Origin of the sequence: Parvibaculum sp., from assembly GCF_030694575.1 — a bacterium.
In the GTDB taxonomy this organism is placed as follows: Bacteria; Pseudomonadota; Alphaproteobacteria; order Parvibaculales; family Parvibaculaceae; genus Parvibaculum.
Genome location: NZ_JAUYUS010000058.1, coordinates 40,684 through 65,273, shown reverse-complemented (window position 1 = coordinate 65,273; position 24,590 = coordinate 40,684). Strand labels below are relative to the sequence as shown.

Annotated in this window: 28 protein-coding genes and 1 tRNA gene; 11 read left to right on the top strand and 18 right to left on the bottom strand. The window is 62.4% G+C overall.

The window, feature by feature from the left end:
• Positions 1–7 precede the first annotated feature (7 nt).
• Both Q8S60_RS08925 and Q8S60_RS08920 read right to left on the bottom strand, forming a co-directional pair.
• Positions 8–250, bottom strand: a complete 243-nt coding sequence (locus Q8S60_RS08925; RefSeq protein ID WP_305274903.1) for a hypothetical protein — start codon at positions 248–250, stop codon at positions 8–10.
• Complete coding sequence (locus tag Q8S60_RS08920; RefSeq protein WP_305274904.1) at positions 247–1,641, bottom strand: arylsulfotransferase family protein; 1,395 nt, start codon at positions 1,639–1,641, stop codon at positions 247–249. Before Q8S60_RS08920 ends, Q8S60_RS08925 begins: the two co-directional genes overlap by 4 nt.
• A 240-nt stretch (positions 1,642–1,881) precedes the next feature.
• On the opposite strand from Q8S60_RS08920, the gene Q8S60_RS08915 reads away from it, so the two are divergent.
• The 3 genes from Q8S60_RS08915 to Q8S60_RS08905 are packed head-to-tail and all read left to right on the top strand — an operon-like array spanning position 1,882 to position 4,676.
• Entirely contained in the window at positions 1,882–2,667 is a 786-nt protein-coding gene (locus Q8S60_RS08915) for a glutathione S-transferase family protein (RefSeq protein WP_305274905.1), read from the top strand.
• A gap of 7 nt (positions 2,668–2,674) precedes the next feature.
• Positions 2,675–3,607 (top strand): glutathione S-transferase family protein, encoded by a 933-nt coding sequence (locus Q8S60_RS08910; protein ID WP_305274907.1) that lies wholly within the window; start codon positions 2,675–2,677, stop codon positions 3,605–3,607.
• 1 nt (position 3,608) lies between these two features.
• Positions 3,609–4,676: a beta-N-acetylglucosaminidase domain-containing protein gene (locus tag Q8S60_RS08905; RefSeq protein WP_305274908.1), complete on the top strand. Its 1,068-nt coding sequence runs from the start codon at positions 3,609–3,611 to the stop codon at positions 4,674–4,676.
• A gap of 2 nt (positions 4,677–4,678) precedes the next feature.
• Here Q8S60_RS08905 and Q8S60_RS08900 read toward each other — a convergent pair whose 3' ends face one another.
• A complete protein-coding gene (locus tag Q8S60_RS08900; protein WP_305275117.1) occupies positions 4,679–5,491 on the bottom strand; it encodes an SDR family NAD(P)-dependent oxidoreductase in 813 nt (270 codons plus the stop codon).
• Between the two features lie 167 nt (positions 5,492–5,658).
• Between Q8S60_RS08900 and Q8S60_RS08895 the strand changes: the two genes are divergently transcribed.
• On the top strand, positions 5,659–6,306 hold the full coding sequence (locus Q8S60_RS08895) for a TetR/AcrR family transcriptional regulator (RefSeq protein ID WP_305274909.1): 648 nt from the start codon (positions 5,659–5,661) through the stop codon (positions 6,304–6,306).
• A gap of 80 nt (positions 6,307–6,386) precedes the next feature.
• Positions 6,387–7,604: an LLM class flavin-dependent oxidoreductase gene (locus Q8S60_RS08890; RefSeq protein ID WP_305274910.1), complete on the top strand. Its 1,218-nt coding sequence runs from the start codon at positions 6,387–6,389 to the stop codon at positions 7,602–7,604.
• Positions 7,605–7,670: 66 nt separating this feature from the next.
• Here Q8S60_RS08890 and Q8S60_RS08885 read toward each other — a convergent pair whose 3' ends face one another.
• Positions 7,671–9,473: a long-chain-acyl-CoA synthetase gene (locus tag Q8S60_RS08885; RefSeq protein WP_305274911.1), complete on the bottom strand. Its 1,803-nt coding sequence runs from the start codon at positions 9,471–9,473 to the stop codon at positions 7,671–7,673.
• A gap of 216 nt (positions 9,474–9,689) precedes the next feature.
• Here Q8S60_RS08885 and Q8S60_RS08880 point away from each other — a divergent pair, with 216 nt between their 5' ends.
• A complete protein-coding gene (locus tag Q8S60_RS08880; protein ID WP_305274912.1) occupies positions 9,690–9,992 on the top strand; it encodes a sulfurtransferase TusA family protein in 303 nt (100 codons plus the stop codon).
• Here Q8S60_RS08880 and Q8S60_RS08875 read toward each other — a convergent pair.
• From Q8S60_RS08875 to Q8S60_RS08865, 3 genes are all read right to left on the bottom strand, one after another.
• Positions 9,983–10,579 (bottom strand): GNAT family N-acetyltransferase, encoded by a 597-nt coding sequence (locus tag Q8S60_RS08875; protein ID WP_305274913.1) that lies wholly within the window; start codon positions 10,577–10,579, stop codon positions 9,983–9,985. The genes Q8S60_RS08880 and Q8S60_RS08875 overlap by 10 nt on opposite strands.
• Positions 10,576–10,944: an arsenate reductase gene (locus Q8S60_RS08870; protein ID WP_305274914.1), complete on the bottom strand. Its 369-nt coding sequence runs from the start codon at positions 10,942–10,944 to the stop codon at positions 10,576–10,578. Before Q8S60_RS08870 ends, Q8S60_RS08875 begins: the two co-directional genes overlap by 4 nt.
• 86 nt (positions 10,945–11,030) lie before the next feature.
• Positions 11,031–11,825, bottom strand: coding sequence for a Coq4 family protein (locus Q8S60_RS08865; protein WP_305274915.1), 795 nt, complete (start codon positions 11,823–11,825; stop codon positions 11,031–11,033).
• Between the two features lie 107 nt (positions 11,826–11,932).
• Between Q8S60_RS08865 and Q8S60_RS08860 the strand changes: the two genes are divergently transcribed.
• Positions 11,933–12,613, top strand: a complete 681-nt coding sequence (locus tag Q8S60_RS08860; RefSeq protein ID WP_305274916.1) for a TetR/AcrR family transcriptional regulator — start codon at positions 11,933–11,935, stop codon at positions 12,611–12,613.
• A 7-nt stretch (positions 12,614–12,620) separates the two neighbouring features.
• On the opposite strand, the gene Q8S60_RS08855 is transcribed toward Q8S60_RS08860, so the two are convergent.
• The 5 genes from Q8S60_RS08855 to Q8S60_RS08835 all read right to left on the bottom strand — a co-directional run bounded on the left by Q8S60_RS08855 (position 12,621) and on the right by Q8S60_RS08835 (position 16,604).
• Complete coding sequence (locus tag Q8S60_RS08855) at positions 12,621–13,268, bottom strand: TetR/AcrR family transcriptional regulator (RefSeq protein ID WP_305274917.1); 648 nt, start codon at positions 13,266–13,268, stop codon at positions 12,621–12,623.
• Positions 13,269–13,301: 33 nt separating this feature from the next.
• Positions 13,302–14,060: a creatininase family protein gene (locus Q8S60_RS08850; RefSeq protein ID WP_305274918.1), complete on the bottom strand. Its 759-nt coding sequence runs from the start codon at positions 14,058–14,060 to the stop codon at positions 13,302–13,304.
• 24 nt (positions 14,061–14,084) lie between these two features.
• Complete coding sequence (locus Q8S60_RS08845) at positions 14,085–15,461, bottom strand: glutamine synthetase (protein WP_305274919.1); 1,377 nt, start codon at positions 15,459–15,461, stop codon at positions 14,085–14,087.
• Between the two features lie 22 nt (positions 15,462–15,483).
• A complete protein-coding gene (locus tag Q8S60_RS08840) occupies positions 15,484–16,128 on the bottom strand; it encodes a flavodoxin family protein (protein WP_305274920.1) in 645 nt (214 codons plus the stop codon).
• Between the two features lie 390 nt (positions 16,129–16,518).
• Positions 16,519–16,604, bottom strand: a tRNA-Leu gene (locus tag Q8S60_RS08835).
• A 118-nt stretch (positions 16,605–16,722) separates the two neighbouring features.
• On the opposite strand from Q8S60_RS08835, the gene Q8S60_RS08830 reads away from it, so the two are divergent.
• Both Q8S60_RS08830 and Q8S60_RS08825 read left to right on the top strand, forming a co-directional pair.
• Positions 16,723–17,244 carry a disulfide bond formation protein B gene (locus Q8S60_RS08830; RefSeq protein ID WP_305274922.1) on the top strand — a complete coding sequence of 174 codons (522 nt, stop codon included), beginning with the start codon at positions 16,723–16,725 and terminating at the stop codon, positions 17,242–17,244.
• Entirely contained in the window at positions 17,244–17,825 is a 582-nt protein-coding gene (locus tag Q8S60_RS08825; RefSeq protein WP_305274923.1) for a demethoxyubiquinone hydroxylase family protein, read from the top strand. The genes Q8S60_RS08830 and Q8S60_RS08825 overlap by 1 nt, the downstream gene beginning before the upstream one ends.
• Positions 17,826–17,831: 6 nt before the next feature.
• On the opposite strand, the gene Q8S60_RS08820 is transcribed toward Q8S60_RS08825, so the two are convergent.
• The gene (locus tag Q8S60_RS08820) at positions 17,832–18,392 is read right to left on the bottom strand and encodes an HNH endonuclease (protein ID WP_305274924.1); all 561 of its coding nucleotides are present in this window, start codon (positions 18,390–18,392) and stop codon (positions 17,832–17,834) included.
• A 109-nt stretch (positions 18,393–18,501) separates the two neighbouring features.
• Positions 18,502–19,176, bottom strand: coding sequence for an alpha/beta hydrolase (locus Q8S60_RS08815; RefSeq protein WP_305274925.1), 675 nt, complete (start codon positions 19,174–19,176; stop codon positions 18,502–18,504).
• 82 nt (positions 19,177–19,258) lie between these two features.
• Here Q8S60_RS08815 and gluQRS point away from each other — a divergent pair, with 82 nt between their 5' ends.
• Positions 19,259–20,161, top strand: coding sequence for a tRNA glutamyl-Q(34) synthetase GluQRS (gene gluQRS / locus Q8S60_RS08810; RefSeq protein WP_305274926.1), 903 nt, complete (start codon positions 19,259–19,261; stop codon positions 20,159–20,161).
• Between the two features lie 126 nt (positions 20,162–20,287).
• On the top strand, positions 20,288–21,340 hold the full coding sequence (locus Q8S60_RS08805) for an acyltransferase family protein (protein ID WP_305274927.1): 1,053 nt from the start codon (positions 20,288–20,290) through the stop codon (positions 21,338–21,340).
• Positions 21,341–21,342: 2 nt separating this feature from the next.
• Here the strand turns inward: Q8S60_RS08805 and Q8S60_RS08800 are convergent, their stop codons facing one another.
• The 4 genes from Q8S60_RS08800 to Q8S60_RS08785 form a co-directional block, all read right to left on the bottom strand.
• A complete protein-coding gene (locus Q8S60_RS08800; RefSeq protein WP_305274928.1) occupies positions 21,343–22,290 on the bottom strand; it encodes an AEC family transporter in 948 nt (315 codons plus the stop codon).
• 67 nt (positions 22,291–22,357) lie between these two features.
• A complete protein-coding gene (locus tag Q8S60_RS08795; RefSeq protein ID WP_305274930.1) occupies positions 22,358–23,038 on the bottom strand; it encodes a hypothetical protein in 681 nt (226 codons plus the stop codon).
• Positions 23,035–24,165 carry a hypothetical protein gene (locus Q8S60_RS08790; RefSeq protein WP_305274931.1) on the bottom strand — a complete coding sequence of 377 codons (1,131 nt, stop codon included), beginning with the start codon at positions 24,163–24,165 and terminating at the stop codon, positions 23,035–23,037. Before Q8S60_RS08790 ends, Q8S60_RS08795 begins: the two co-directional genes overlap by 4 nt.
• Complete coding sequence (locus Q8S60_RS08785) at positions 24,162–24,464, bottom strand: hypothetical protein (RefSeq protein WP_305274932.1); 303 nt, start codon at positions 24,462–24,464, stop codon at positions 24,162–24,164. Before Q8S60_RS08785 ends, Q8S60_RS08790 begins: the two co-directional genes overlap by 4 nt.
• Between the last annotated feature and the right edge of the window lie 126 nt (positions 24,465–24,590).

The window sequence follows — 24,590 nt, the reverse complement described above, 5'->3', positions numbered from 1 at the left end:
ACCGGTTCTAGCGGACCGCCGATGATTTCGGCCGGTCGCTGCGAGCCTCGGCGAGCTGCTTGCGGCGGCGCATCATGCGGCGGATCGGCCAACCGACCACGAAGACGGCGGCGGCACCGACCGCGACAAGAACGCCGATCAACGCACCGATGACGCTGAGGCCGGCACCGGGGCCTACATAGGCCATGGCGGGACTTGCAAAAGCAGCCACGGCGAGGAGGGCAGTGAAAAAGACCGTTCTTTTCATCATCTGTTCCTTTCGTGCGAGGGATTGGACGGCGCGGGGCGGAAAGACGGTTCGATCTCGCTGGGCGTGTAGCGGCGACCCCAGGTGACGATCGGAATCTGGCTGTCGTCTTCGCCGCCGCGCACCGGATTGACGAAATCCCAGACGATCTTTCCTTCGGGCGAAACCTCGATAAGGCGCCCTGCCTCCGATTCCGTGATGAGCGTGTTGCCGTTCTCCAGACGCATCGCTTCCGAACGCAGCACGCTCTTCAGCGGATCGCGTTTGCTGCCTTCGTATTGCCAGACGATTTCCATCGTTTCGGGCTTGAACTCGATGACGCGCGAGCCGCCGGGACCGTTGTAGTTTCCGTTATTGTCGAAGAGGAGGATGTTGCCGTTGGCAAGCGGCTCGGCATCGTGCTGGCCGACCCAGGGGCCCAGCGTGCCCCAGACGATTTCCTCCTTCACCGGATCGAACACCGCAACGAGCTTGATATTGCGGAAAGAAATCATCAGGTCGCCCTCGCGCGCGATGTTCATGGCGGCACCCGCCTCCGCGCCGACTTCCTTCACCGAGTTCGTGTGCAGCGGGTCTTGCGCGCTGCGCCGGCCAAGCCCGCCAAAGAGCCATTTGAAGCGCGACTGCGCGACGGCATCGAGCAGCGAAATACGCTTCCGCACCTCGCCATCGGGCGAAAGGATGACGAGAAAATCCTCGATCAGAGGCGGCTCGAGATTGCCCTGCCCTTCGACCGGCTCATGCCGCATTTCATGTGTGAGCGCATAGACGGTGCCGTCCGCGCCGACCTCCGCATCGTGATGCGCGCGCTCGTCGAGATAGGTCCAGAGGATATTGGAATCCTTGTCGAGCTTCACGAGACCGAGGCCCCAGGGCGTATCGCCCGAGCCTTCATAGACCGCGAGAAGGTCGCCGTTCGGATACATGTAGGATTTCCGGATATAGACGAAGGGCCCGAGCGAGCCGGCGGTCTTCTTGTCCTTGTTCCAGATTTTTTCCGGTGGCACGTGCCAGCGATGCACTTCGTTGCCGCTCATATCGACGAGGAAAGCGCTTGCCTCATGCGAAGAGCTGTAGAGCGTGTAGCCGTTATAGGCTTCGTCGCCGAAATAGGTGACGACGCCCTTGCCGTCGGTGCGCGCGTCATACCACAGGTCGGTTTTGTAGGGATCGTCGTATTGCGTCGCCTTCGCGTAGAGCGCGTGGGCCGCTTCATGCGCATTCATCAGCAGCCGATAGGGCGGCACTTTCGCGAGCACCACATAGGCGCCGGCAAGAAAGGCGAGCAGCGAGATGCAGACAAGGAAGATGAGCGGCGCAAGCCACCCGTTCGGCTCTGTTCCCTCATCGGGCGACAGACGGTCGGAAGGGCTCGATTCTGCGTGATAGGTCATGGCTCCTGCCTGATCGATCGCTAGATATCCGCCCGGCAGCGATGGAAACGGCAACGCGTGGCGAGAAAAAGACAGAAGCGGGGCGATAAGGTGGCACGTCTTCTGCGTCCGTCGCCGAGCCCACTTGATCAGCTGACGCAGGGGCACCTTCACTCACGCAGGCGTGAAGGCCGCCGGGTGGACAGGATTTTGTGCGGCGTCGATGATCCCCCGCCAAAGGGAACCGGGGAGGCCGCCGCCATGCTGACGCTCTACGAACATCCGCTATCGCCCTACGCGCAGAAAGTGAAAATCTCGGCGCGCGAAAAAGGACTGACACTCGACCTCAAGACGCCCGACGGCATCGGCGCGGGCGGCGCCCAGGGCGAATTCGTCGGCGCCAATCCGCGCGCCGAAGTGCCGGCGCTGATCGACGGGCCCGTGCGGATATTCGATTCGACCATCATCCTCGAATATCTGGAGGATAAATGGCCTTCCCCCGCCATGCTGCCCGCAACACCCGCCGATCGGGCCCGCGTCCGCATGATCGAGGAAGTTTGCGACACGCATTACGAGGCGATCAACTGGGGCCTCGGCGAGATCGGCTGGTTCGCCCGCGCGACCGGGGAGAAGGCCGACGAAATGCGCGAGCTTGCCGCGACCCAGACCGCCCGGATTCACTCCTGGCTCACGCGAGAACTCGGAACCGCCGACTGGTTCAATGGCGAGACTTTCGGCTGGGGCGATCTGTCGGTCGTGCCTTATGTGAACGGCTCCGCGGGCTTCGGCAACGCGCCGGACGAAGGCTCGGCGCTGGGCCGCTGGCTCGCCCGCGTCAACGCGAGACCAAGCGTCGCCCTGACCGCGAAAGAAGCGCGGGACAGCATTGCCGGCATGACGTCCATTGCGAATGTGCTGGAACAGGGCCTCTTCAAGCGCGAGTATCGCGACCACCGGCTTGAATGGATGATGAAGACAGGCGGCGTCGAGATCGTTCTGGACGGCCTCAAGAAGAACAACATCCGCTTCAGCTACGACTTCGAATAGGAAAGCCATGTCCGTCAACGCGCAATCGATCATCCTGCATCAATACGACATCTCGCCCTTTTCCGAGAAAGTACGCGTCGTGCTCGGTATCAAGGGCCTCGACTGGTTCGCCTGCGAGGAGCCGGTCATCATGCCGAAGCCGGAGCTGGTCGCGCTGACCGGCGGTTACCGGAAAATTCCGGTGATGCAGATCGGCGCCGATATTTACTGCGACACGCAGATCATCATCCGCGAACTGGAGCGGCGATTTCCGGAACCCTCGATTTTCGTCGGCGGTGACCGCGGGCTCGGCTGGGGCGTCGGGCTGTGGACCGATCGCACGTTTTTCATGGCGGCCGTGGCCGTCATTTTCGGCGGCGCACCCGATGCGATGGGTGAGGAGTTCAAGGCGGACCGCACGAAACTGATGGGACGCCCCTTCGATACGGATGCGATGGTGGCCGGCGCGCCGATGATGGCCGAGCAGTTGCGCGCGCATCTCGGCTGGGTCGACGAGCAGCTCGGCGACGGCCGCGATTTCCTGATGGGCGACAAACCCGGCATCGTGGATGCGAACGCCTACTACAATCTCGCCTTCATCCGCTGGATTTTTCCGGCGGGCGCGAAGAGCGCGGACGCAATGCCCCGCCTCGCGGCGTGGGAACGGCGCGTGGCCGCAATCGGTCACGGCAACCGCCAGGACATCCCGCGCGAGGTAGCACTGGACATAGCAAAGGCGGCAACCTCGACGGAGGCCGTTAAGGCCGATCCCGGCGAACCGAACGGGCTGAAGCCCGGCGACCGTGTGACCGTGATGGCAGACGATTACGGCCGCGATCCGATCTCGGGCGAACTGGTTTCATCCTCCGCGCAGCATATCGCGCTGAAGCGGAACGATCCGCGCGTCGGCGATGTCGTGGTGCATTTCCCGCGCGCGGGCTTCCTTGCGATGCGAGCCTGACATGACGCTGGAACTTGGCACCATCGAAGGTTTCTACGGACTGCCGTGGGACTGGGAAGCAAAAGCGGCGCATGTCGCCGCGGTCGCGCCGCATGGCTACGGCTTTTATCTATATGCCCCGAAGGCGGACACGTTCCTCCGCCGTCGCTGGACGGAGCCGCATCCCGCGGACGAGGCGGAACGGCTTGCCGCCTTCGCCGGGCACTGCCGTGCGCACGGCGTGCGCTTCGGCATCGGCCTCAGTCCTTACGAACTTTACCTGAATTTCGACACGGCGGCGCGCGAGACGCTGATGCGAAAGCTCGAAACCCTCGATGCCATCGGCATCAACGATCTGGCCATCCTGTTCGACGACATGCGCGGAGACCTGCCCGAACTCGCCGAAAAGCAGATCGAGATCGTGAATTGCGTGGCTTCCTGCACCAAGGCGGATCGCCTGATCGTTTGCCCAAGCTATTACTCGGATGACCCTGTGCTCGACCGCGTGTTCGGCGCCCGCCCGGAAAATTACCTGGAAACACTCGGAGCGACACTCGATCCAGCTATCGAGGTCTTCTGGACGGGACCGCGCGTCTGCTCGAAGGAGATGACGACAGCGCATCTTGAGCGTGTGACGGAAACGCTGCGGCGCAAGCCTTTCATCTGGGACAATTATCCGGTGAATGATGGCCAGCGCATGTCCCCCTTCCTGCATTTGCGCGGCTTCACCGGCCGGGAAGCGGATATCGGCGCGCATATCGCGGCGCATGGCGTGAACCCGGCATCGCAACCGATGCTGAGCCGTATTCCGATGCTGACGCTTGCCGCGCTTTATCGCGAAGGGATGAGCTACGACGCCGTGACGGCATTTCGCGCGGCAGCTACGGCGGTTGCCGGCGCGCCTCTCGCTTCCATGATCGAAGAAGATCTGGTCCTCTTTCAGGACAAGGGACTGGATGTCCTGACGGAAAAGGAAACGGCGGCGCTGCGAACCCGCTACGCCGCCGTAGATCATCCCTGCGCCCGCGAAATCGTCCAATGGCTCGACGGATACTGGCGCATCACCAACGAGATCGTGCAGACGCAGTAGCGTCAGCGCGCCGTCATGCCGCCATCGATAACGAGTTCGGTGCCGGTCATGTAGCGCGACTCGTCGGACGCGAGGAACACGATGCCCGCCGCGATGTCGGAAGGCAGGCCCGCATAGCCGAGCGGCGTCGCCACGGCGATTGCATTGGGATCGATGGCATTCGCACCGTCGGCAATGGGAAGAACGCTGGAGGCAACCGAAGCCGTACCGCCCGGCGTCATCTTCTGCCAGATCGCCGTGTCGATGATGCCCGGATGCACCGAGTTGACCCGCACGTTCATCTGAGCCTGCGCGCATTCGAGTGCGACGGCCTTGGTGAACAGGCGAACCGCCCCCTTGGTCGCGCAATAGCCCGCGAGACCCGGCGCGCCTTGCAGGCCGGCAACCGACGAAATATTGACGACCGAGCCGCCGCCCGACGCCGCGATGAGGGGGATGCCGTGCTTCACGCCGAAGAAGACGCCGTCCACGTTAATCGCCTGCTGGCGCGACCAATCCGCATGGGACATCTCGAAGACCGAGGCGCCGATGGCGATGCCGGCATTGTTGACGAGGATGTGGAGCGCGCCGAATTCGGATTTGATCGCCGCGACGATTTCCTGCCAGCGCCCTTCGTTCGTCACATCCTGCTTGTGGGTGGAAGCTGTGCCGCCCGCCTTGCGGATGAGGTCCGCCGTCTCCTTGAGGCCGGCCTCGTCCACATCCGTGACCACAACCTTGGCGCCTTCCGCCGCAAGCGCGATAGCCGCGCCCCGGCCGATGCCGCTTGCCGCGCCCGTTATCAGTGCCACTTTGCCGCTCACCCGACCCATGATTTTCTCCCTGATGCTTTTGATTGTTTTGGCGATTATTTGGCTTGAGTCTTAGGGTATCGGCCCTAGCGCCGCAACGCCCCACCCCTCGGCGGGGGAAACGATAAAAAAGTGCCCTTGTAGAAAAATGTACCCCGGTCTATTTTTGTCGGGAATAAAAGGATGGGTGGATGACGAAGCTGCTGAAGACCGCCTCGAAGGACACGGCGCCCGACACCGTGCCCCCTCGCCGCGCCGGCAAGAAAGAGCGCACCCGTCAGGAAATCTACCGGACGGCAATGCGCCTGTTCGCCGAAGACGACTACGACAAGGTAACGATAGAGGACATCTGTGCCGGTGCCGGCGTGGCCAAGGCGACCTTCTTCCTGCACTTCGCAGGCAAGGCGGCGCTCATCACCTCCTTCAACGAGGAAATCACGCAGTCCATGGCCGAGCGCCTTGGCGAGCATGACGGCACGGCGGAAGAGCAACTGGTTTTCCTCGCTTCGGTGTTCGAGGAAGCCTGGCGCGACAATGCGACGGTCATGCGCAAGATGCTGAGCGAGTTCATGGACCAGCCCGCGAAACACCTCGTCGCGACCGATCTCAACAAGAGCGTCATCGACCTCGTCGCTTCGATCCTCCGGCGCGGCCAGGAAAGGGGCGAATTCCGCCCCAGTTTCACCCCGGAAGTCGGCGCCGCCGCCATCGTCGCGACGTGGAGCGCGATCACGGCCTGGTGGCAAGAGCACCCGGACACAGACACATCGGCTTTCAACAGCGAATTTCTCGACATCGCCCTCAACGGGCTGAAGGTGAAAGACGGAAGCCGGAAATAGAGTCGCCCGGAAACGAGCCCCTGGCTACGATCCGGCAACAAGAATTCGCAACAGGAAACGTCAGGAAAGGATCAACAGAAATGGCCGGCAAAAAAATGCGCTTCGGCGCCTTTATCGCGCCCTTCCACCCGCTGAGCGAGAACCCGACCCTCGCCATCGAGCGCGACCTTGAACTCGTCCAGTGGATGGACAAACTCGGCTACGACGAAGCCTGGATCGGCGAGCATCACTCGGCCGGGTACGAGCTGATCGCCAGCCCCGAAGTCTTCATCGCGACCGCCGCCGAACGCACGAAACATATCCGCCTCGGCACCGGCGTCTCGTCGCTCCCCTATCACCACCCGCTGATGCTGGCCGACCGCATCAATCAGCTCGACCACATAACGCGCGGCCGCGTGATGTTCGGCGTGGGTCCCGGCGCGTTGCCCTCCGATGCCTTCATGATGGGCATCGAAGTCGCCAAGCAGCGCGACATGATGGACGAGGCTCTCGATGTACTGGTGCCATTGCTGCGCGGCGAAACCGTGACAGCGAAGACGAGCTGGTTCGAATTGAACGAAGCGCGTCTGCAGATGACACCCTACTCGCGGCCCAGCGTGGAAATCTCCGTCGCAAGCCAGGTCTCGCCGACAGGTGCGACGGCGGCCGGACGGCATGGCCTCGGTCTTCTGTCGATCGGCGCCACCTCCGCCGGCGGCTTCAACGCGCTCTCCACAAACTGGGCGATAGCGGAAGACAATGCGAAGGACTGCGGCAAGGCGGTCGACCGCGACCAGTGGCGCCTTGTCGGCCCGGTACACATCGCCGAGACGCGCGAAAAGGCGCGCGAGAACGTGCGCTTCGGCCTCGAAAAATGGCTCTATTATTTCCGCGAAGTAGCGGCGCTGCCGCTTGCACCGTCCGACGGCTCCGATCCCGTCGATGCACTGATCGCATCCGGCATGGCCGTGGTCGGCACGCCGGACGACGCGATCGCACAGATCGAACGTCTGCAAAGCCAGTCGGGCGGCTTCGGCGCCTTCCTGCAGATGGCGCATAACTGGGCCGACTTCGAACAGACGAAACGCTCCTACGAACTGATGGCGCGCTACGTTTTCCCGAAGTTCCAGGAGCTGAACGTGAACCGCGAGGCTTCGCTCGAATGGGCGAGTACCAACCGTCCGACATTCATGGGCCAGGCCATGATGGCGGTGGGCACGCGCGTCGCGCAGCATATCGAGAAGAAGGGCACGGAAAATATCCGCCCGGAAATCCTCGAAGCGATGGGCCTCGGCAAGAAGCCCGACGCCGCTCAGTAATCACTAAACTCGAAATGAAACGGGCGGCTCGCAAGAGCCGCCCTTTTTTGTCGGGACCGAATATAGCTAGAGCTTGAAGTTGCCCGCGCAAATCCGGCCGTAGAGCGTTTGATCGACGGGCACGTATCTCTTCTCCGTCGGACAATTGAAATAGATCGGCTCGGCAATGGTGGACGGATCGAAACCCTCTTTCACCAGTTCCACCTTGCGGTGTTTGAAGGTGCCCGTAACTTCCATTTCGGGCTGCAGCCGCAGAAAGACCGGCACGGCATAATCCGGCAGTTCCTTCAGCATCTGCTCGCGGAACCTGTCGAGATCGAGAGAGCCGTTCTCCGCGACGATGGAAGCCATGCCGGCACGGCCGTCCGCGCCCGGTACATGCACGCCATAGACGTTCGCTTCCTTGACCCCCGGAAAAACGGAAATTGCTTCCGCCACCTCCGAGGTCGCAACGTTCTCACCCTTCCAGCGGAAAGTGTCGCCGATCCGGTCGACGAAATAGAAATAACCGAGCTTGTCCTGACGGAGGAGATCGCCGGAGCGAAACCAGGCATCTCCTTTTTCAAACACGTCCCGCAGGATTTTCTTTTCGGTTTCTTCCTTTTTTGCATAGCCGTCGAAGCGGCCCGTCGGCTGATCCGGATCGTCGGAAATACGCCCCAGTGCCTCGCCCGCCTCTCCCGGCTCTGTACGGATACAGAAGCCGTCCGGCCCGCGCACCGGCTTCTCGTTCTCGATGTCGAATTTCACGATCTCGACGTTGAACTTTTTCTTTGCCCAGCCAGGAATGCGGCCGATGGCACCCGGCGTACCGTCGAAATTCATCAACGCCACATTGCCTTCCGTCGCGCCGTAGAACTCGAGCACATGCGGAATCTTGAAGCGCTTCTGGAAGGCCGGCCAGATTTCCGGGCGAAGACCGTTGCCGACCACCATCCGGAGCTTGTGCTTGCGCTCTTTCGGATGCGGCGGCGTATTGAGCAGGTAGCGGCACAGCTCGCCGATATACTGGAACAGTGTCGCCTTGTACTTGACCGCGTCGTCCCAGAAATGGGTGGCGGAAAATTTTTGCCGGATAATGACCGAGCCGCCGACCGTGAGCGCGGTGCCGACAGCACAGACGCCGCCCGCGGAGTGATAGAGCGGCAGCACGAGATACATGCGGTCCTTTTCCGTGGCATTCGTGCCGGCGGCGAACGCGCCCATCATCGACAGAAGCCGGATATGCGGAATACGCGCCGCCTTCGGGTTGCCAGTCGTACCGCTCGTGTAGATGAAGAGGGCATCGTCATCGAGCGTGACGTCCTTGCGGGTATCGGCGGGCAGCGGGCCGTCCTCATGCTGGGCAAGGGCCGCGTTCAGATCGTTCGCGCCCTGCACCTGCCCGCCCTCGGCCCAGACCGTCATCGGCCGCTCGAGCTGGTCGGCGGCGCTTGAATAATTATCCGCCAGTTCCGCACCGAGGATTACCTGATTGGCATTGGAGATGTTCAGGCAGTGGGCAAGCGGGCCTTTTGTGAGATTGGTGTTGATGAGGGCAGCCGTCGCGCCCGCCTTGACGATGCCGAGCCAGGCGATGAGATATTCCGGCCGGTTCTCCATCATCAGCGCCACGACGTCGCCCCGGCCGATGCCCTGCGATATGGCCCAGCGCGCATAACGGTTCGCCTGCGCGTTGAATTCGCCGTAGGTGATCTTGCGGTCCTCGAAATAGATCGCAATGTTGTTCGGCTTGTCGCGCGCGAGCTCTTCGAGCTTGTCCGAGAAGGTGCCTGTCGGGTTTTCCTTGATGGCCGTCAGCTTCTTCAGCGTGCGGATAGCCGCCCTCGCGAACGTGATTTCGTTGCCGATCCGCTTGACGAGACCCATATCCGTCGTTCCTCCTGTTTTTCCATAGCGCGCCGGGCGCTTTCGTCTTTTATGCCTTCGTGGCGGCAGGACCGTCAAGAAAAGCCGGGTTCCGTGACGTCAAATCGGCGTTATCGGCCTTCCATAGGAAGCAGGCGTGACAGCAACGCAGGACGGCGCCATTATCCCGCGCTGCAAGAAGGGCCATGAGCGGCTCCAATCATCAAAGCCGGGACAATGGACGACAAAGCGGACGATCAGGGGGAAATCATTCTCGACGTGATCGGGCAGCGCTGCCCGCTGCCGGTGTTGCGGGCCCGCAAACGCCTGTTGCGGCTCGACCCGGGCGCGCTGCTGAGAGTTTTCGCAAGCGACCCCGTCGCACGGATCGACATGCCGCATTTTTGCGCCGAGGCAGGCCACGAGCTCGTCGAAACCCGGGATCGCGGCACATGGATCGAATTCCTGATCCGGCGCGGCGAGCAGGTAGACGACCCGGAGGATATCGCTTCAAAGCCCGTCAGGGATCTTCAGCCGTAGAATTCCTCGGCCAGGATCGCATAGAGAAATTCGTCCCGCCAGCCGCCATGGATATATTTGCTTTGGCGGAAAACACCCTCGCGGCGCATGCCCAGCTTTTCCATTACACGGGCAGATGCCTTGTTCCGCTGATCGCAGGTGGCGACAATGCGTTGCAAGCCCAGTTCGCGGAACCCGGCATGAGCGAGCCCTTGCGCCGCTTCGAGCGCATAGCCTTGCCCCCAGTAATCCGGATGCAGAACATAGCCGATGTCGGCCGTCCGGTTGTCCCAATCGGCGAGTTTCAGCCCGACACCGCCGATGAGCCTCGGCCCATCGCCACGCCGCGCGGTACCCTTGCGGATGATGGCCAGATCGAAATTGACCCTCGGCCGTTCTTTCTGGTCGTCCAGAAAGGCGCGGATTGTCTGCTTGCTTTGCAGCAGCGTGTTCGGCCCCCAGATGAGGTATTGAGTGGCTTGCGGGGTGGAGGAATAGGCATGCACTGCCTCCAGGTCCCGCGAGACGAAGTCCCGGAGAAGAAGCCGCGGCGTCTCGATCGGCAGCGTCAGGGTCGGATCTGGCGAAACCCGCCGGCGCAGCCTCATTTCCGCCCCGCCTGCTTGAGCACCGCCTTTTGGGCATCGCGAAACCCGACAACGATCTCGCCGCTCGCCGTTTCAAAGACCGGGCGTTTGATGAGCGCCGGATGCGCCGCCATGAGCTTCAGCGCCTGGGCCTCCCCGGCATTCTCGGTTTCACTTTTCGGCAGGCCGCGCCATGTCGTACCGGCTTTGTTGAGGAGCGTTTCCCAACCGGCTGCTGCTGCAAAACGCCTGATGTCGGCGGTTTTGAGCCCATCCGCCCGGACATCGCGGAAACGATACGCAACACCCTCCTCGTCAAGCCACTTCAAGGCCTTGCGGCAGGTATCGCAGTTCTTCAGCCCGTAAACGGTCAGCACCGGCCCCATTCCCTCGCCTGCAACGCTTGATAAGCAGCATAGCGGGGGATGACGCCGGTGCCAAAGCCCGGAAAGAGAGAGTTAAGTTGAAGACCTCAGGCGGCTTTTTTGAGCTTGCCGTTCTCGCGGTAAATCTGCTCGGCAGCTGTCGTGATCGGTTCGACCGCCCTGTAGACGGCAGGTTCCTGAATGTTCAGAAGCGAGCGGACTTCGGAGAGCGGCTTCGCGAGCATCGATTCCCAGTCCGTCTCCGGCAGCCATCCCGCCTGCTTGCCATGCCGGTAGCCCTCACGCACCACGCGCCAGATACCTGCGTTCGGAACGTGTTTCGCCGTGACGCGGGCACCCACCAGAACGATGAAGCCGATGCCGCGATTGCGGGTCTGTGCATAAGTGAAGGCAAGCAATGCGAGTTCGCCGAGGCCGTCGCGGCCATAACCGGTCGTCACGTGCCAGAGATCGTGCTGATCGCGCAGGCGCTCGCCGAAAATGCGCTGCGCCTCCGGACGCTCTTCGAGAACACGCACTTCCTGACTTGCGGCAACGAGACCGTCGGCCGTGAGGTTTTCCCCGGCCATGAATTCATAATAGGTCCGGCCCAGCGTGCCTTCCGGCAGGCTGGAGAGATAAGCGCGGTCGTTGAGCGCGGCGATGAGATCGCGCTTCTCGGCGACGATACGGCGGCCGTTTTCCGTCGCGATGAAACGCTGGAACTGCCTGTCGATGGCGCCGCCGGAAAGGGCATCGATGATCTTGAAGACCTGACCGGTATCTTCCTTGTCAGCGATAAGGGCGCGGATCGCGCGCAGAGCCTTCAGCGGCTCGATGCGCTTGCGGCGAGATTTTGCCACAACCTTGCCGTCAAACTCTGTTGGGCTTGCAATCGTCATTGAGAGTATCCCGTTGCTATAATGGTTCTACGCCATCAGCCTTGAGCAAGAAATAAGATATACTGACATTGTTGTCAATATAAATCGGACCTGAAAAGGAGCCTTGTGTGTCCAGCGTTGCGAAAAGTCCTGCCGCAAAAGCCGCTCTGCCTGAAAAAACGGCGGAAAAGGCGCCTAAAAGGGTCCGGCGCACGGCAGAGGAAGCGCGCCGTCTGATCCTGGATGCCGCCGAGGAGCGACTGGCAAAGCAGGGCCCGGAGGGGCTCCGCCTGCAGGATATCGCTCGCGATGTCGGCATCTCGCATCCGGCGATTCTCCATCATTTCGAAAGCCGCGAAGGGCTGGTCCGTGCATTGATCGCGCGGGCCAACAAACAGCTTCGAGACACGATGCTGACGGCGCTCGGCGGCGGGCATGTCAGCACGGACGCCGCCGACCACATCGACCATGTCTTCAGAGCCCTGAGCGATCGCGGCACGGCCCGGCTCCTGTCCTGGCTGCTGCTTACCGGTCGCGCTTCGGAAAGCTCGGATGCCCACAACATCATGGGGGAGATCGTCGCGGCACTTCAGGCGCGGCGCGAGGAATATGCCGAGATGAAAGGCAAGCCCGCACCGGACAAGGAAGACACATTGTTCATGGCGATGCTGACGGCGAATGCCGCTTTTGGAGAAGCGATCGTCGGCAGGCAACTCGCGGAAGGCGCCGGCCTGGATCAGGATGGCATAAAGCGCTTTCGCGCCTGGTTCGCCAAGCTGCTGAACGACCATTGGGACGGCGACAGGTAAGGCGGCCTTATTTTCCCTTCCGCCCAAGCAGACGGCGCATCGCCGCCACGAGCCGTTCGGAATCGAGTTCCGGCCTGATCACGCGCGCGACCATCAGGCCGTCGAGAAAGACAGACACCAGACTTGCAAGCTCGGCAGCCTCCGGCACGGCGATATTGCCTTCCTGCCGAAGGGCGCTCGCGAGCAACTGGACTTCCGTGTCGTAGAAGCGGGCGATCGCTTCATCCGTCCTGGGCGAACGCCGGCCTGAATGCGCATAGTCCAATATGATTTTCAGAAAGCGCGTGATCTCGCCGAACAGAAGAAGATTGCTCGAAAGCCAGGCATCCAGACTGTCGATGCCGCCGCGCTCGCGCCTTATCTCTTCATAGGCGGAAAGCGCGTCCGCCAGCGCCTTGCGCACCACGAACTGGAAGAGATCGTCCTTGTCCTCGAAATAATAATAGATCAGCGCGGGATTGATGCCCGCCGCTTCGCCGAGCTCCTTGTTCGATACAGCGGCGAACCCCGACTCCGAGAACAATTTGAGAGCGGCCGCCGCAATCGAATCGCGGCGTTCTTCGTTCGGGCTTTCCACAGGCGGCCTACCTGCCTTGCGGGCTTTTCCACTCCCGGCTGCTGTCGCGATATCGGACTTCCGACCAGGCTTCTTCATGACCCGTTTCTTCTCGTTGGACGGCGAGGCGCATCATCGCATTGCGGGACGAGGGATGGCCGGCCATGCCTCTTCCTCGGCTTGCTTCAGCATAGTTTCGAGGTCCTGGATGAGTCGGTCCAGCATTTCCCGGCCCACGGCGGCGGAAGAGCCCGAGGGCTGCCCGACGACGCCGTTCGGGGTCACCGCCGGCATGGCGTAGCGCCATATCAATCCCACCGTGACGTCCTCTACATCCTCCGCCCTTTCCATCTGGACGCTGTCCGGATCGATGGCCATTACCATCGAGGTCTCCGCCACATTCGCGTGAATGTCGGCGGCGTCGGAGGTGTAGAGACGAAGAGCCTCGTCGGAAATTTCCCAAAGCCCCCGCGTCGCAAACCGCGCATGGGGATATTCATAGCGAAGCTGCAGAATGGCGCTTTCGATGGAAGGTCCGTTCGTCGCGTGTCCCGAGATGAAAAGAAGCCGGTCGATGCCCGAATTATCGATGGCCCAGCGGGCGAGCTCGCAAACCACCCTCGTCAGCGTCTCCGGCGAGAGCGACAGCGTGCCCGGCCATGCGTTGGTGTGGCCATAGGAACAGCCATAGGGAAGCGCCGGCAGCATCGGCACGCCGCGCCTCCGGCACGCTTCCCGGCAGATCGTGTCGGCGAGAAGCGTGTCGGTGCCGGTTGCAAGGTGAGGCCCGTGCTGCTCGGTAGCGCCGATCGGCAGGACCGCAAGCGAACGTCCTTCGGTTTTGACCAGATCGCCCAACTGGGGACCTGTCAATTGCGCCCAGGAAGTCATTGTCGCGCCTCCTCTTTCGATCTCTCAGACAAAAGTCAGGTATTGATCCCGTTCGGCGGGCGAGACCGCATAGAACTGCGCCTCCCATTCCTTCTTCTTCTGCGCGGCGAAGATATCGACGAAGGCGTCGCCGAGCATTTCCCGCGCAAAGACGCTCGCCTCGAATGCTTCCGTCGCCTCCAGCAGGGTGCGAGGCAGCCGCCGGACATTCCGGCCCGCCCTGAGCGACGCTTCCAGATAGAGATTGTCGTTGAGCGGCTGACCGGGGTCGATCTTCCGATCGAGACCATCAAGCCCCGCATAGAGGCTCAAGGCGGAAGAGAGATAGAAATTGGCGCTCATGTCCGGGGCACGGTTTTCGATGCAAGGCCGGTTCATCGGCAGTCGCAGCATCGCTGAGCGGTTGTTTCTGCCATAGGCCTGCAGCACCGGCGCCCATGACATATCCGGCATGTCGCCGCGCGCGATCAGGCCCTTGTAGGAATTGTGCGTTGGACAAGTTATCGCGCAAAGCGCTTCGGCATGTGTGAGCAACCCGCCGGCGAAATGGAGCGTCTCGTCCGTTGCGTCGAGACCGTAGCCGCGCGCGATCTCACCGGCCTGGCGCGCCTTGGCATCGAACAGATGTTCGCCCGTCCGCGTATCCATCAGCGACATGTTGTGATGCGCGCCGGACCTGAAATCGTTGCTGAAGGGTTTGGGCATGAAGCTCGCGACGGCGCCATGCGCGCGGGCGAGACTCTTCACCATGAAGCGGAAGAAAGTGAGCCGGTCCGCCGTCGTCAGTGCATCGGCATAGCCGAAATCGATTTCGAACTGGCCGTGTCCGCCTTCCTGATCGAAAGAATAGAGCCCCCAGCCCAAATCTTCGACATAGCGCGTCAACTGTTCGAGAAACGGCCCGGCGAGAGATATCTGGTGGAGATCGTAGGCGGGCGTCGGACCGTGAAAAGCCTCGTGCTGAAGAGGCGCGAGACCTTCCGGCGTTCGCCGGTAGACATAGAACTCCGGCTCGATGCCGAGATTGAATTTCAGGTTCTTCGCCGCGGCTTTCGCCAGCGCCTTCTTGAGAATGATGCGGCTGCAATTCTCGTAGGGCGCGCCGTGGAAATAGAGGTCGGATGCAAACCAACAATACTTCCTGTCCCATGGCAGGATCGTCGCCGTCGCGAGATCCGGAACGGCGGCGCATTCATCGAAATGCGGCCCGACAAGCCCCATGCCTTCGAGCGCGCCGACGGTAAAAAGCTCCGATCCCCGCACCATGTCGGCAAGATGACTGATGGGAACGCATTTCGTCTTCGAAATGCCGTGCACGTCGACATAGGTCGCAAAGCAGTATTCGACACCCTCGCGGGCGAGACGTTCTTGCAGGTCCGTTGCTTGTTGCGGGTCGGTCATCGTCAGTCCCTTTGTCGGCCGCTTACGCTGTTGTGCACTCACCCCAGACGCGCCCGGGCCGAGGCGTATCGATCTGGTAGTCGGTGGCGTGTCGTGTGAAAAAATCCCGTCCGAATTGTTCGGCGCTTGCCAGTGGCCGATGCGGATCCCGTCCGACGTCGCCGCGCGCATTGCCGTAGCCGTGAACCGTTCCGGTGAAGGTCGATTTCGTGTAGCGGCTGTATTCCTGAATCTGGTGGACGATGCCCGCCGCAACCGTCGGGAACGTCTCTTCGGAACTCAACAGAAGCCCGACCCGCTTTCTCGTCATCCGCTCGACGACCGAAGACGACTGCGGATGAGACGCCGCGACGTAACAGAACATTCGGTCGAAGAAAGCCTTGAGCTGAGCCGACATGCCGTACCAATAGACGGGTGTCGCCACGATAAAACCGTCCGCAGGCAGAAAGTCCTCGAGGAAAATCGCGCGGAAGCCATCGTCGATACCGCATTCGCCGTCCGCTCTGCGGCACTGACGGCAGTCCCTCAGGAAACGCGCGACGGCATCGTCAGCGAAAATGAACTTCGTCTCGTGGCCGGCTTCGATCAGTCCCTTTTTCACGGCCTGCGCCAGCGCGGCCGAATTGCCGTTCCGCCGGGGGCTGCCATTGAGGATGAGGGCTTTCATCGCTTCTCTCCGAATTCCGTCGCCGGTTTCGGAGTCGTATTCTAATTTAATTAATCAGTCAATTAAATATATGACCGGCTTCTGCAAGGTTGATTCAGGGGACGTTTGGCCGAGTTATCCCGCGACTGTCATCAAACTGTCATCGAACTGTCACAAGTACACTTCCATCCGTGCACAGATGATATTTCGGGGATAAACCCTGCTCGAAACCGGCCCGCCGGACCGCCGCGCCCGCCGGCAAAAACCGGGGACAAGTTTCATTCACGGAAACTTATCCAGCAAAAAGACCGTCTCCTGCCAAACCGGGTGGAATGCGGTCAGAGCGGCACGGGGAAAAATCCGGATGGGCCCGGACGAATGGCGAGCCACGGCTCGAACCATCGAAAGGATTGGTGCCCCTGGCCGGACTCGAACCAGCACGTTGTTGCCAACAACAGATTTTGAGTCTGCCGCGTCTACCATTCCGCCACAGGGGCCCTGAGCGCGGGCGCATCATAATGGGCTGGCCCGCGCCTTCAATCGAAAAGAAGGCGGGGCCGATATGCGGCGACAAGGCACGGGACAAGGGGCGGGGCCCGTGCTTGAATGCCGCCCATGACGGAACGCATCCCCTCGAACGCCATCCCCTGGATCCTGATCGCCGTGAGCGTCGCCACCCTCGCGGGCGCGCTCTTTTTCGAGCATGTGCTTGGATATGTGCCCTGCTCGCTCTGCCTGCAGGGCCGCCAGCCGCATTATTTCGCCATCGGGGCGGCGCTGATCGCGGGCATCCTGTCGCGCGAGGCGAATATCGGCATCGGCGTCCTGGTCTTTCTCGGGCTCTGCCTGCTGGCCTATCTCGCCGGGGCGGGCCTGTCGTTTTACCATGTGGGCGTCGAGTACAAATGGTGGCCGGGACCCGACACCTGCGGCGCCGGCGGCCTCGTCGCCAACTCGCTCGAGGATTTGCAGTCGGCACTCCATGGCGGCGCGAAGGCACCGCGCTGCGACGATGCCGCATGGCGGCTGTTCGGCATTTCGCTGGCGGGGTTCAACATGCTCATCACTTTGGCGCTCGCCGCCCTTTCCGCCCTGCCCCTGCTGCGCTATTTCCGTGAGAGCAGAGGAGAGGTCTGATGCCCGCCACGCCGAAAACGCCCCGCGTCTCCGCGCAGCCCGGCCGCGCGCGCGATGCCGCCATCGAGGAAATGATCCGTGTCGACCACGCGGGCGAGTATGGCGCGGTGCGCATCTATGAAGGCCAGCGCGCCGTCTTCCGCTACCTGCCCCACAAGCAGGAAATCGCCGCCGCGCTCGAGCGCATGGCGAAGGACGAGGAAGTCCATCTCGCGCGCTTCAGCGAAATCGTGAACGAACGCGGCGTGCGGCCGACGGCCTTCGCGCCGGTCTGGCATGTGGCGGGCTTTGCGCTCGGCGCAGCAACGGCGCTGCTCGGCGAGAAGGCTGCGCATGCCTGCACCGCCGCCGTGGAAGAAGTGATCGACGAACATTATCGGTCGCAGGTGAACCGGCTCGACCAGATGGGCGAAGAGGAGGAGCCGCTTCGCGACACGATCGAGAAGTTCCGCCTGGAAGAAGTACAGCATCGCGACGAGGCGATAGAAGCCGGCGCGAAGGAAGCGCCCGCCTATCCGCTGCTGTCCGGCGCGATCAAGGCCGCCTGCCGGCTTGCGATCAAGGTCTCCGAAAAAGTCTGACGGGCCTTACGGCTCCAGCTCGCTGTCCCAGTAGAGATAGTCCTGCCAGCTCTCATGCAGATAGTTGGGCGGGAACGCGCGGCCGTTCTTGTGCAGATCGCTCACCGACGGCCGGAACGGCGCCTGCATCGGAAACATCGCCGCCTGCTCCGGCATCTTGCCGCCTTTTTTGAGATTGCAGGGCGCGCAGGCCGTGACGACGTTTTCCCACGTCGTCTGCCCGCCGCGCGAGCGCGGGATCACGTGATCGAAAGTAAGCTCGTGCCGCGCGGTGCAATACTGGCAGGTGAAGCGGTCGCGGAGAAAAAGATTGAACCGCGTGAACGCCGGAAAGCGCGTCGGCTTCACATAGGATTTCAGGGAGACGACGCTCGGCAGTTGCATTTCGAAGGTCGGAGAGCGCACAAGCGTTTCGTAGGACGAGACGATGTTCACGCGGTCGAGAAACACCGCCTTGATCGCGTCCTGCCATGACCAGAGCGACAGAGGGTAGTAGCTGAGCGGCCTGTAATCCGCATTCAAGACAAGAGCCGGACAAGCATCCGGCGCGGCAAACGTTCCGTGCACGCCACCCTCCTGAGGCCATAGGGCTTCAAAACGACCGGCCTCTCAACTGCCTGATCTTACTATATCTGGTGCGACGGCTTTGTGAAGCCGCCAACTCCTGGTCCCCGGCTCAACCCGTTACAGCCGCGCCGGCCAGCCTGCCGGCAAAGGCGTCGGCAAGGAAACGCCCGCCGAGGTCGAGCCCTGTCTGGTCGATGCTGTGTCCGAGGCCCCGCGACACATGCCATTGCACCGAAAGCCCCGCCTCTCCCAGCGCCTGAACCGCCTGATGCATGCGCGAAACCGGCAGCATGTCGTCGATATCGCCATGGACCATCAGGACCGGCGGACGGCACCTGAGGTCGGCGGCGAGACGCTCGGGAGCGGCAAGGGCGCCCGAATAACCGAGGATGCCGACCGGCGCGATCTCCCGCCGCAACCCCACATGAAGCGCCATCATGGTGCCCTGGCTGAACCCAACAAGAGCGAGTTGCGACCCGTCGAGCCCGCGCAGCTTCAACTGATCGTCGATGAACCGGTCGAGCAGCGGCGCGGCCGCATCGACCCCGCGCTCGATCTCCGACGGATCGAGCCGCGAGATCGGAAACCATTGGTAGCCCATCGGATTGCCGTCGCAGCGCGCGGGCGCGTTGGGTGCGACGAAGGCGGCGTCGGGCATCAGCCGCTGCCAATAGGGCGCGAGCGAAATGAGGTCGTCGCCATCCGAGCCATAGCCGTGACAGAGGATGACAAGCTGCTTCGTCCGGCCGCTTGCCGCCGCCACGCCCGGTCCGCTCAACGTCATCGTTCCACGCCTCCTCTTCCGCCACGCGCCCATGCGGGCTATCAATGCGGCCCACACTAAGCCTCTCGAAGCCGGGGTTTCAATGCAGGAGAAGACAGGCGGGCCCGAGGTTCTGCGCTTTGCGCCGAGCCCCAACGGCTGGCTCCATCTCGGTCATGCCTATTCCGCGCTTTTCGCCTTCGATCTGGCGAAGACGCTCGGCGGACGCTTCCTGCTTCGCATCGAGGACATCGATACCGGCCGCTGCCGCCCGGAATACGAGCAAGGCATTTACGACGACCTCGCCTGGCTCGGCATCGAATGGGAACGGCCGGTACGCCGTCAGTCGGAACATTTCGACGATTACGAAAAGGCGCTGAGGCGCCTGCAGCAACTCGATGTCGTCTATCCCTGCTTCGCGACGAGAAAGGAAATCAACGACGCCATCGCCGCCTCCGGCATTCCCCTCCGGAACTGGCCGGTGGACCCGGACGGCGCGCCGGTCTATCCGGGCATCTACAAGGAAATTTCGCGCGAGCGCCGCAACCATCTGATGTGGGAAGGCCGCAGCTATGCCTGGCGGCTCGACACGGAGAAGGCGCTTCGCATCGCGGAAACGATGACGGGTGCGCCCGTGACCTTTCACGAGGAAGGCATCAGTCCGGGCGGAGACAACGGCACGCTGGAGGTGAAGCCCGAACTCTTCGGCGACGTCATCGTCGCCCGCAAGGATGTGCCGACGAGCTATCATCTGGCGGTCACGGTGGACGATGCGTTGCAGGGCGTGACGCTCGTGACGCGCGGCCAGGACCTGTTTCCGGCAACCTACATTCACCGCATCCTGCAGGTGCTGCTTGGCCTGCCCGAGCCCCGCTATCGCCATCACGGTCTCATCCGCGACGAAACGGGGCGGCGCCTGTCCAAAAGCGCGAAGGACATGGGCCTGAGGGAACTCCGTTCCGCCGGACATACACCGGTGGAGATCCGGCGGATGGTAGGTCTTTAAGCCGCCCTTAACCATGAACGCCCGGCCCGCCCGTCTGGCGCGAAAGCTGCTTCTGAAGCTTCAAGAACCGGTTTTCATCCCCCAAAGGGACAGAAACCGTATTTTTTCGAGCCTCAGGAGCCCTCAATGGCCGGCGCAAGCACATCGGTTGTTTCGAAACAGCGCATTAACTGGATCGATACGGCAAAAGGCCTGACGATCATTCTGGTCGTGATGGAACACACGACCTTCGGCGTTTCGAATGCCATCGGCCATATGCCGCTCGTTTTCGGTGCGATCGCGGAGTTCGCGAAACCTTTCCGGATGCCGCTCTTCTTCCTCGTCGCCGGCCTCTTCGCCTACAAGGCGCTGTTCGGCGACCTGCGGAAATTCGTCGACGGCAAGATCGTCCATTTCGCCTATTTCTACGTGCTCTGGTCGGTCATCCAGATCGGCATCAAGATGATCCCCCATGAAGGCGCATGGCAGGTCACTTATGTCGACCTGCTGATGATCCCGATCCAGCCTTTCGCCGTGCTCTGGTTCATCTATTCGCTCGCGATGTTCTTCGTCACCATGCGGCTGCTGCGCGAGGCGCGGCCTTTCTTCGTCTTCTTCTTCGCTCTCGCGCTTTATTTCACGCGGCTCGATACGGGCTGGATGCTGCTGGACGAATTCGCCTGGCGCTTCATCTGGTTCGTTACCGGCGTCTATGGCGCAAAGCAGATATTCCAGATCGCGGACTGGGCGCGCGTCTACCCGGCGAAGTCGGCGGGTCTTGCGGGCCTCATGCTTGCCTGCGTCGGCACCGTCGTCTTCTCGCATCTGGTCGACATCCGCGCGCTCGAGTTGCTGATGGGCTTCGCCGGCGCGGGAAGCGCGATCATGCTGGTAAGTCTGCTCGCATCGCGCGGGCTTGCCGGACCGATCGCCTATGTCGGCCGTCATTCTCTCTATGTCTTTCTCACGTTCTTCCTGCCCATGGCGACCATGCGCATCGTCCTGACCAGGCTCGGCCTCGACAATGGCGATCTCATTACGCTGATCTCGACGACGATAGCCGTCGTGACGCCGATCCTCGCCTTCAGGCTGGTCGAGAATACGCCGCTCGGTTTCGCCTTCGTCCGGCCGGACATGTTCCGGCTGACGACACCGCGCGCCCGCAAGCCGAACATCGTGATGGCGGCCGGCGGCGACTGAAATCAGCCGAGGAAATATCCGAGCAGGATCGTCAGCGTGACGAGACTGATGCCGGTCGAGAGCACCACGGTGCTCGACGCCGCGCCCGGCGCCGCCCGGTATCGGTTGGCGAGGATCGAGGAATAGACCCCGGTCGGCATGGCGGCAAGCAGCGTCGCCGCCGTGACCCAGAGCGGCTCCAGCTCGAACACATACTGCGTCATCGCGAAGACAAGCGCGGGATGAACCGTGAGCTTGAAGAAGGTCGTGATGGAGGCGGCGCCGACCGAGCGGCGGATGCTGTAGCGCGTGAGCATGGCGCCGAGCACGAACAACGCGCAGGGAATGGCCGAGCGCGCGATCATTTCAAGCGTCGTGTCGACGATGCCGGGAAGCGGCACGCCGAGTTGGCCGTAAACGACACCGCAGGCAATGCCGATGATGACGGGATTGCGCGCCGTGTTGACCAGACCCTCTTTCAGAATTGCCCCGAAACTCGGCAACTCCTCGCCCTCGCGCGTACGCGTCAATTCCAGCAGGAAGGTCGCGATGGTGAAGAGAATGATCCCGTGGAAGGCGAGAATGAGGAAGACCGGCGTGCCCGCTTCCGGTCCGAAGCCGGTGAGGATGATCGGCAGGCCGAGCATGATCGTGTTGCCCTGGCCGCAGCCGAAGCCGAGCATCACCGCATCGGAAGCCGGACGGCGAAGAATGAAAAGCGCGATCAGCGACCCCGCCGCCCAGACGGCGAGCATCGCGCCGTAATAGGAAATCCAGAGACCCCAGGGCAGCGACGATGGAAATTCCGTTCCCGCGAGATTGCGGAACAGCAGCACCGGCATGGCGAAGGTGAAGACATAGGTGTCGAGCCCGTCGACACCCGCATGGCTGATGAGCTTCGTGCGGGCGCCGAAATAGCCGAAGGCGATGATGCCGAAGATCGGCAGCACGAGGCTGAGGGCAACATTCATCGGGTGTTCCGGGCGGCGGGTGAAAGGCGGGCGGACCTTATAGGCCGCCATTCATGCCGTCAAAACACTACCAGTCGTAGAGACCCGTGAACTTGCGGAAGCCCGCCGCCTCGGCCCAGCCCGCCCATTGCTCTTGCACGCGCCTGGTGACGGCGGGGCTGCCGCCGCCCTGCCCGACACCGAGCATGAGAAGTTCGCCGCATCCGGCAAAGATCGGTTCCGGCTTCGGCAGCGAAGCGCCGCGCTGCATACGGGCGATCGTCGAATCCTCGATACCGTCCGTCAGCAGGATGAAGCGGACATCGCCCGCCGAGCAGTCGACCTGCTGCGACATGGTTTCCATGAAAGACACGATATAGGTCCAGTCCTGTGCCTGGAGCTTGCCCTCTTTGACGAGCTGCGGCATGGCCGCGACAAGCGCGGATACGCCTTCGGCCACCGTCTCCGGCCGGGCGCGCGCCGAAATCACCTCGTCGATCTTGAGCGGATTGGCGCTTGAATCGTAAGCGCCGAAAGTCCGCACCATGAGGCGCGAGCGAACGGGCAGCTTGTCGATCTCGGCGGTGAGGCGCTTGGCGACACGCGCCGCATAGGCCGGATCCTCGACCAGCGGATTGCTCTTTGAAATATCGAGTCCGACCACGACGGTCTGCGGCGGCGCGGGCGCATCGACGGCCGCGGCGGCGCCTGTCAGCGCCCATGCAAACAGCACCCCTGCAAACAAGGTCCGCCCGTGACGCATGCTCATTCGCCGGCCGTGAAGCTGGTTGTCTGGCCCGGAATGCGGCGCGGTCCGCTGCTTGGCGGCAGCAGTTCGCCGATCGGCTCACGCACCGCCTCGAGACGCGCGGGCCCAGCCTTCATGGCATTGCGCGAGCGCCGCGCCCACCAGTCGTCGAACAGCTTTTCATAACGCGCGAGATGCCGCGATTCCTCGCAGGCCTTCATCCGGTCGGAGAATTGCGAGGCCGCGCCATTGAGGAGCGCAGGCTCCTTGCGCCGGCCGAGGAAGCCGCGGCCGCCGGAACCGTTCGAAAGCGCCGTCTTGCCCTGCCGCCGCGCCTCTTCGAGGCCCTGCTCGTAGCTCCGGCATTCGCGCATGAGGCCGGTCCACAACAGATGCCGCCGGTTCTCGGGGCCTTCCATTTCGGAAAGCGAATGGCGATTGCCGTCATACTCCGCTTCCAGTGCGGCGAGCCGCTCCATCTCGACGCGGCGGTGCTTGAAATCGCGCGCCTGGAATACGCGGCGAAGCGACTGCACCGCATAGTGGATGCAAAGAGCGGCAACGCCCGTGACGACGAGGAAGACGATGCCGAGAGAGGCCATCCACGCAAGAGGCTGCCAGCCGCGCATCTGATCGACTTCGCTGGCCGTGCGCGCCGTTTCCTGCGTCGCCTCGGTCGCGATGCCGAGGCCGGCCAGCGCGTTGCCGAGCGACGAGCCGACGCCGCCGTCGCTTGTCGCCGCGACGCCGTTCGGCAGCGACATCAGCGCCAGCAGAAGGCCGACGCCGAGCAGCATGGCGAGCGCGAGCACGAAGACGATGCGCACGAAGAGCGCCTTGCCGAAGGCGCCGAGCTGCTCGTAGAGGATATGCGCCGCGACGGTGGCGAAGAGAACCTGCATCGACTTGAAGGCGACGGAGGAACCGAGCGCGCCCGGCAGTTCGAGGAATTCGTTGGCGAGCGCCCGCGTCCAGAATTCGCTGACGATCATGTAATCGACGACCAGCGCGCCGAGCGCAATGAGACCGACGATCAGGAAGGCCAGAAAATGGAAACTGGCGAACCGCGCCTCGCGCTCGCTCGCCACGTAATTGCGCGTCATCTGTCCGCGCATGTCTTCGGAGATGAGAGAGACCCGGCTGTTCATGCCTTCGCCCTCCGGCCGAAGAAGCCCTTGCGCTTGGGCGCCTCCGCGACCGCCCCTTCGAGCGGCGCGGCGAGACGTTTCGCGAGTTCGAGAATTTCCCTTTCCAGTGTCTCCTGCCGCGCGCGACGCCGGGCAAGCTCGGAGGCATAGGCGGAGTCGAGTTCCGAAAGGCGGGAGAACACGTGAAGCTCGGGAAGAGGCTCGACGCTGCGCCCATAGGCCCATGCCGTCTGGTTCTGGCCCGTCTGGTTCTGGCCTTGGGGGCCCTTGCCGCTACTCGTCTCGAAGCCGTCGCTCATCAGCCCGGTCCTTTCCTGACACATCCCGCGTTAATACCCGAAAAGTGTAACACCGGAAGAAAGGCAAGCGGACTCCGCGAAAAATCGGATCGTCGAGAGAGGAGAAGCCCGCCACACCTTAACAAC

Excerpts from the sequence above, each read along its gene's own strand:
- Q8S60_RS08790 (WP_305274931.1), bottom strand. The coding sequence starts at position 24,165 with ATGAACAGCCGGGTCTCTCTCATCTCCGAAGACATGCGCGGACAGATG.
- Q8S60_RS08890 (WP_305274910.1), top strand. The coding sequence starts at position 6,387 with ATGGCCGGCAAAAAAATGCGCTTCGGCGCCTTTATCGCGCCCTTCCAC.
- Q8S60_RS08785 (WP_305274932.1), bottom strand. The coding sequence starts at position 24,464 with ATGAGCGACGGCTTCGAGACGAGTAGCGGCAAGGGCCCCCAAGGCCAG.
- Q8S60_RS08875 (WP_305274913.1), bottom strand. The coding sequence starts at position 10,579 with ATGAGGCTGCGCCGGCGGGTTTCGCCAGATCCGACCCTGACGCTGCCG.
- Q8S60_RS08825 (WP_305274923.1), top strand. The coding sequence starts at position 17,244 with ATGCCCGCCACGCCGAAAACGCCCCGCGTCTCCGCGCAGCCCGGCCGC.
- Q8S60_RS08925 (WP_305274903.1), bottom strand. The coding sequence starts at position 250 with ATGATGAAAAGAACGGTCTTTTTCACTGCCCTCCTCGCCGTGGCTGCT.
- Q8S60_RS08845 (WP_305274919.1), bottom strand. The coding sequence starts at position 15,461 with ATGACCGACCCGCAACAAGCAACGGACCTGCAAGAACGTCTCGCCCGC.
- Q8S60_RS08895 (WP_305274909.1), top strand. The coding sequence starts at position 5,659 with ATGACGAAGCTGCTGAAGACCGCCTCGAAGGACACGGCGCCCGACACC.
- Q8S60_RS08870 (WP_305274914.1), bottom strand. The coding sequence starts at position 10,944 with ATGGGGCCGGTGCTGACCGTTTACGGGCTGAAGAACTGCGATACCTGC.
- Q8S60_RS08885 (WP_305274911.1), bottom strand. The coding sequence starts at position 9,473 with ATGGGTCTCGTCAAGCGGATCGGCAACGAAATCACGTTCGCGAGGGCG.
- Q8S60_RS08800 (WP_305274928.1), bottom strand. The coding sequence starts at position 22,290 with ATGAATGTTGCCCTCAGCCTCGTGCTGCCGATCTTCGGCATCATCGCC.
- Q8S60_RS08855 (WP_305274917.1), bottom strand. The coding sequence starts at position 13,268 with ATGAAGAAGCCTGGTCGGAAGTCCGATATCGCGACAGCAGCCGGGAGT.
- Q8S60_RS08795 (WP_305274930.1), bottom strand. The coding sequence starts at position 23,038 with ATGAGCATGCGTCACGGGCGGACCTTGTTTGCAGGGGTGCTGTTTGCA.
- Q8S60_RS08815 (WP_305274925.1), bottom strand. The coding sequence starts at position 19,176 with ATGACGTTGAGCGGACCGGGCGTGGCGGCGGCAAGCGGCCGGACGAAG.
- Q8S60_RS08915 (WP_305274905.1), top strand. The coding sequence starts at position 1,882 with ATGCTGACGCTCTACGAACATCCGCTATCGCCCTACGCGCAGAAAGTG.
- Q8S60_RS08880 (WP_305274912.1), top strand. The coding sequence starts at position 9,690 with ATGGACGACAAAGCGGACGATCAGGGGGAAATCATTCTCGACGTGATC.
- gluQRS (WP_305274926.1), top strand. The coding sequence starts at position 19,259 with ATGCAGGAGAAGACAGGCGGGCCCGAGGTTCTGCGCTTTGCGCCGAGC.
- Q8S60_RS08910 (WP_305274907.1), top strand. The coding sequence starts at position 2,675 with ATGTCCGTCAACGCGCAATCGATCATCCTGCATCAATACGACATCTCG.
- Q8S60_RS08865 (WP_305274915.1), bottom strand. The coding sequence starts at position 11,825 with ATGACGATTGCAAGCCCAACAGAGTTTGACGGCAAGGTTGTGGCAAAA.
- Q8S60_RS08840 (WP_305274920.1), bottom strand. The coding sequence starts at position 16,128 with ATGAAAGCCCTCATCCTCAATGGCAGCCCCCGGCGGAACGGCAATTCG.
- Q8S60_RS08805 (WP_305274927.1), top strand. The coding sequence starts at position 20,288 with ATGGCCGGCGCAAGCACATCGGTTGTTTCGAAACAGCGCATTAACTGG.
- Q8S60_RS08830 (WP_305274922.1), top strand. The coding sequence starts at position 16,723 with ATGACGGAACGCATCCCCTCGAACGCCATCCCCTGGATCCTGATCGCC.
- Q8S60_RS08905 (WP_305274908.1), top strand. The coding sequence starts at position 3,609 with ATGACGCTGGAACTTGGCACCATCGAAGGTTTCTACGGACTGCCGTGG.
- Q8S60_RS08850 (WP_305274918.1), bottom strand. The coding sequence starts at position 14,060 with ATGACTTCCTGGGCGCAATTGACAGGTCCCCAGTTGGGCGATCTGGTC.
- Q8S60_RS08920 (WP_305274904.1), bottom strand. The coding sequence starts at position 1,641 with ATGACCTATCACGCAGAATCGAGCCCTTCCGACCGTCTGTCGCCCGAT.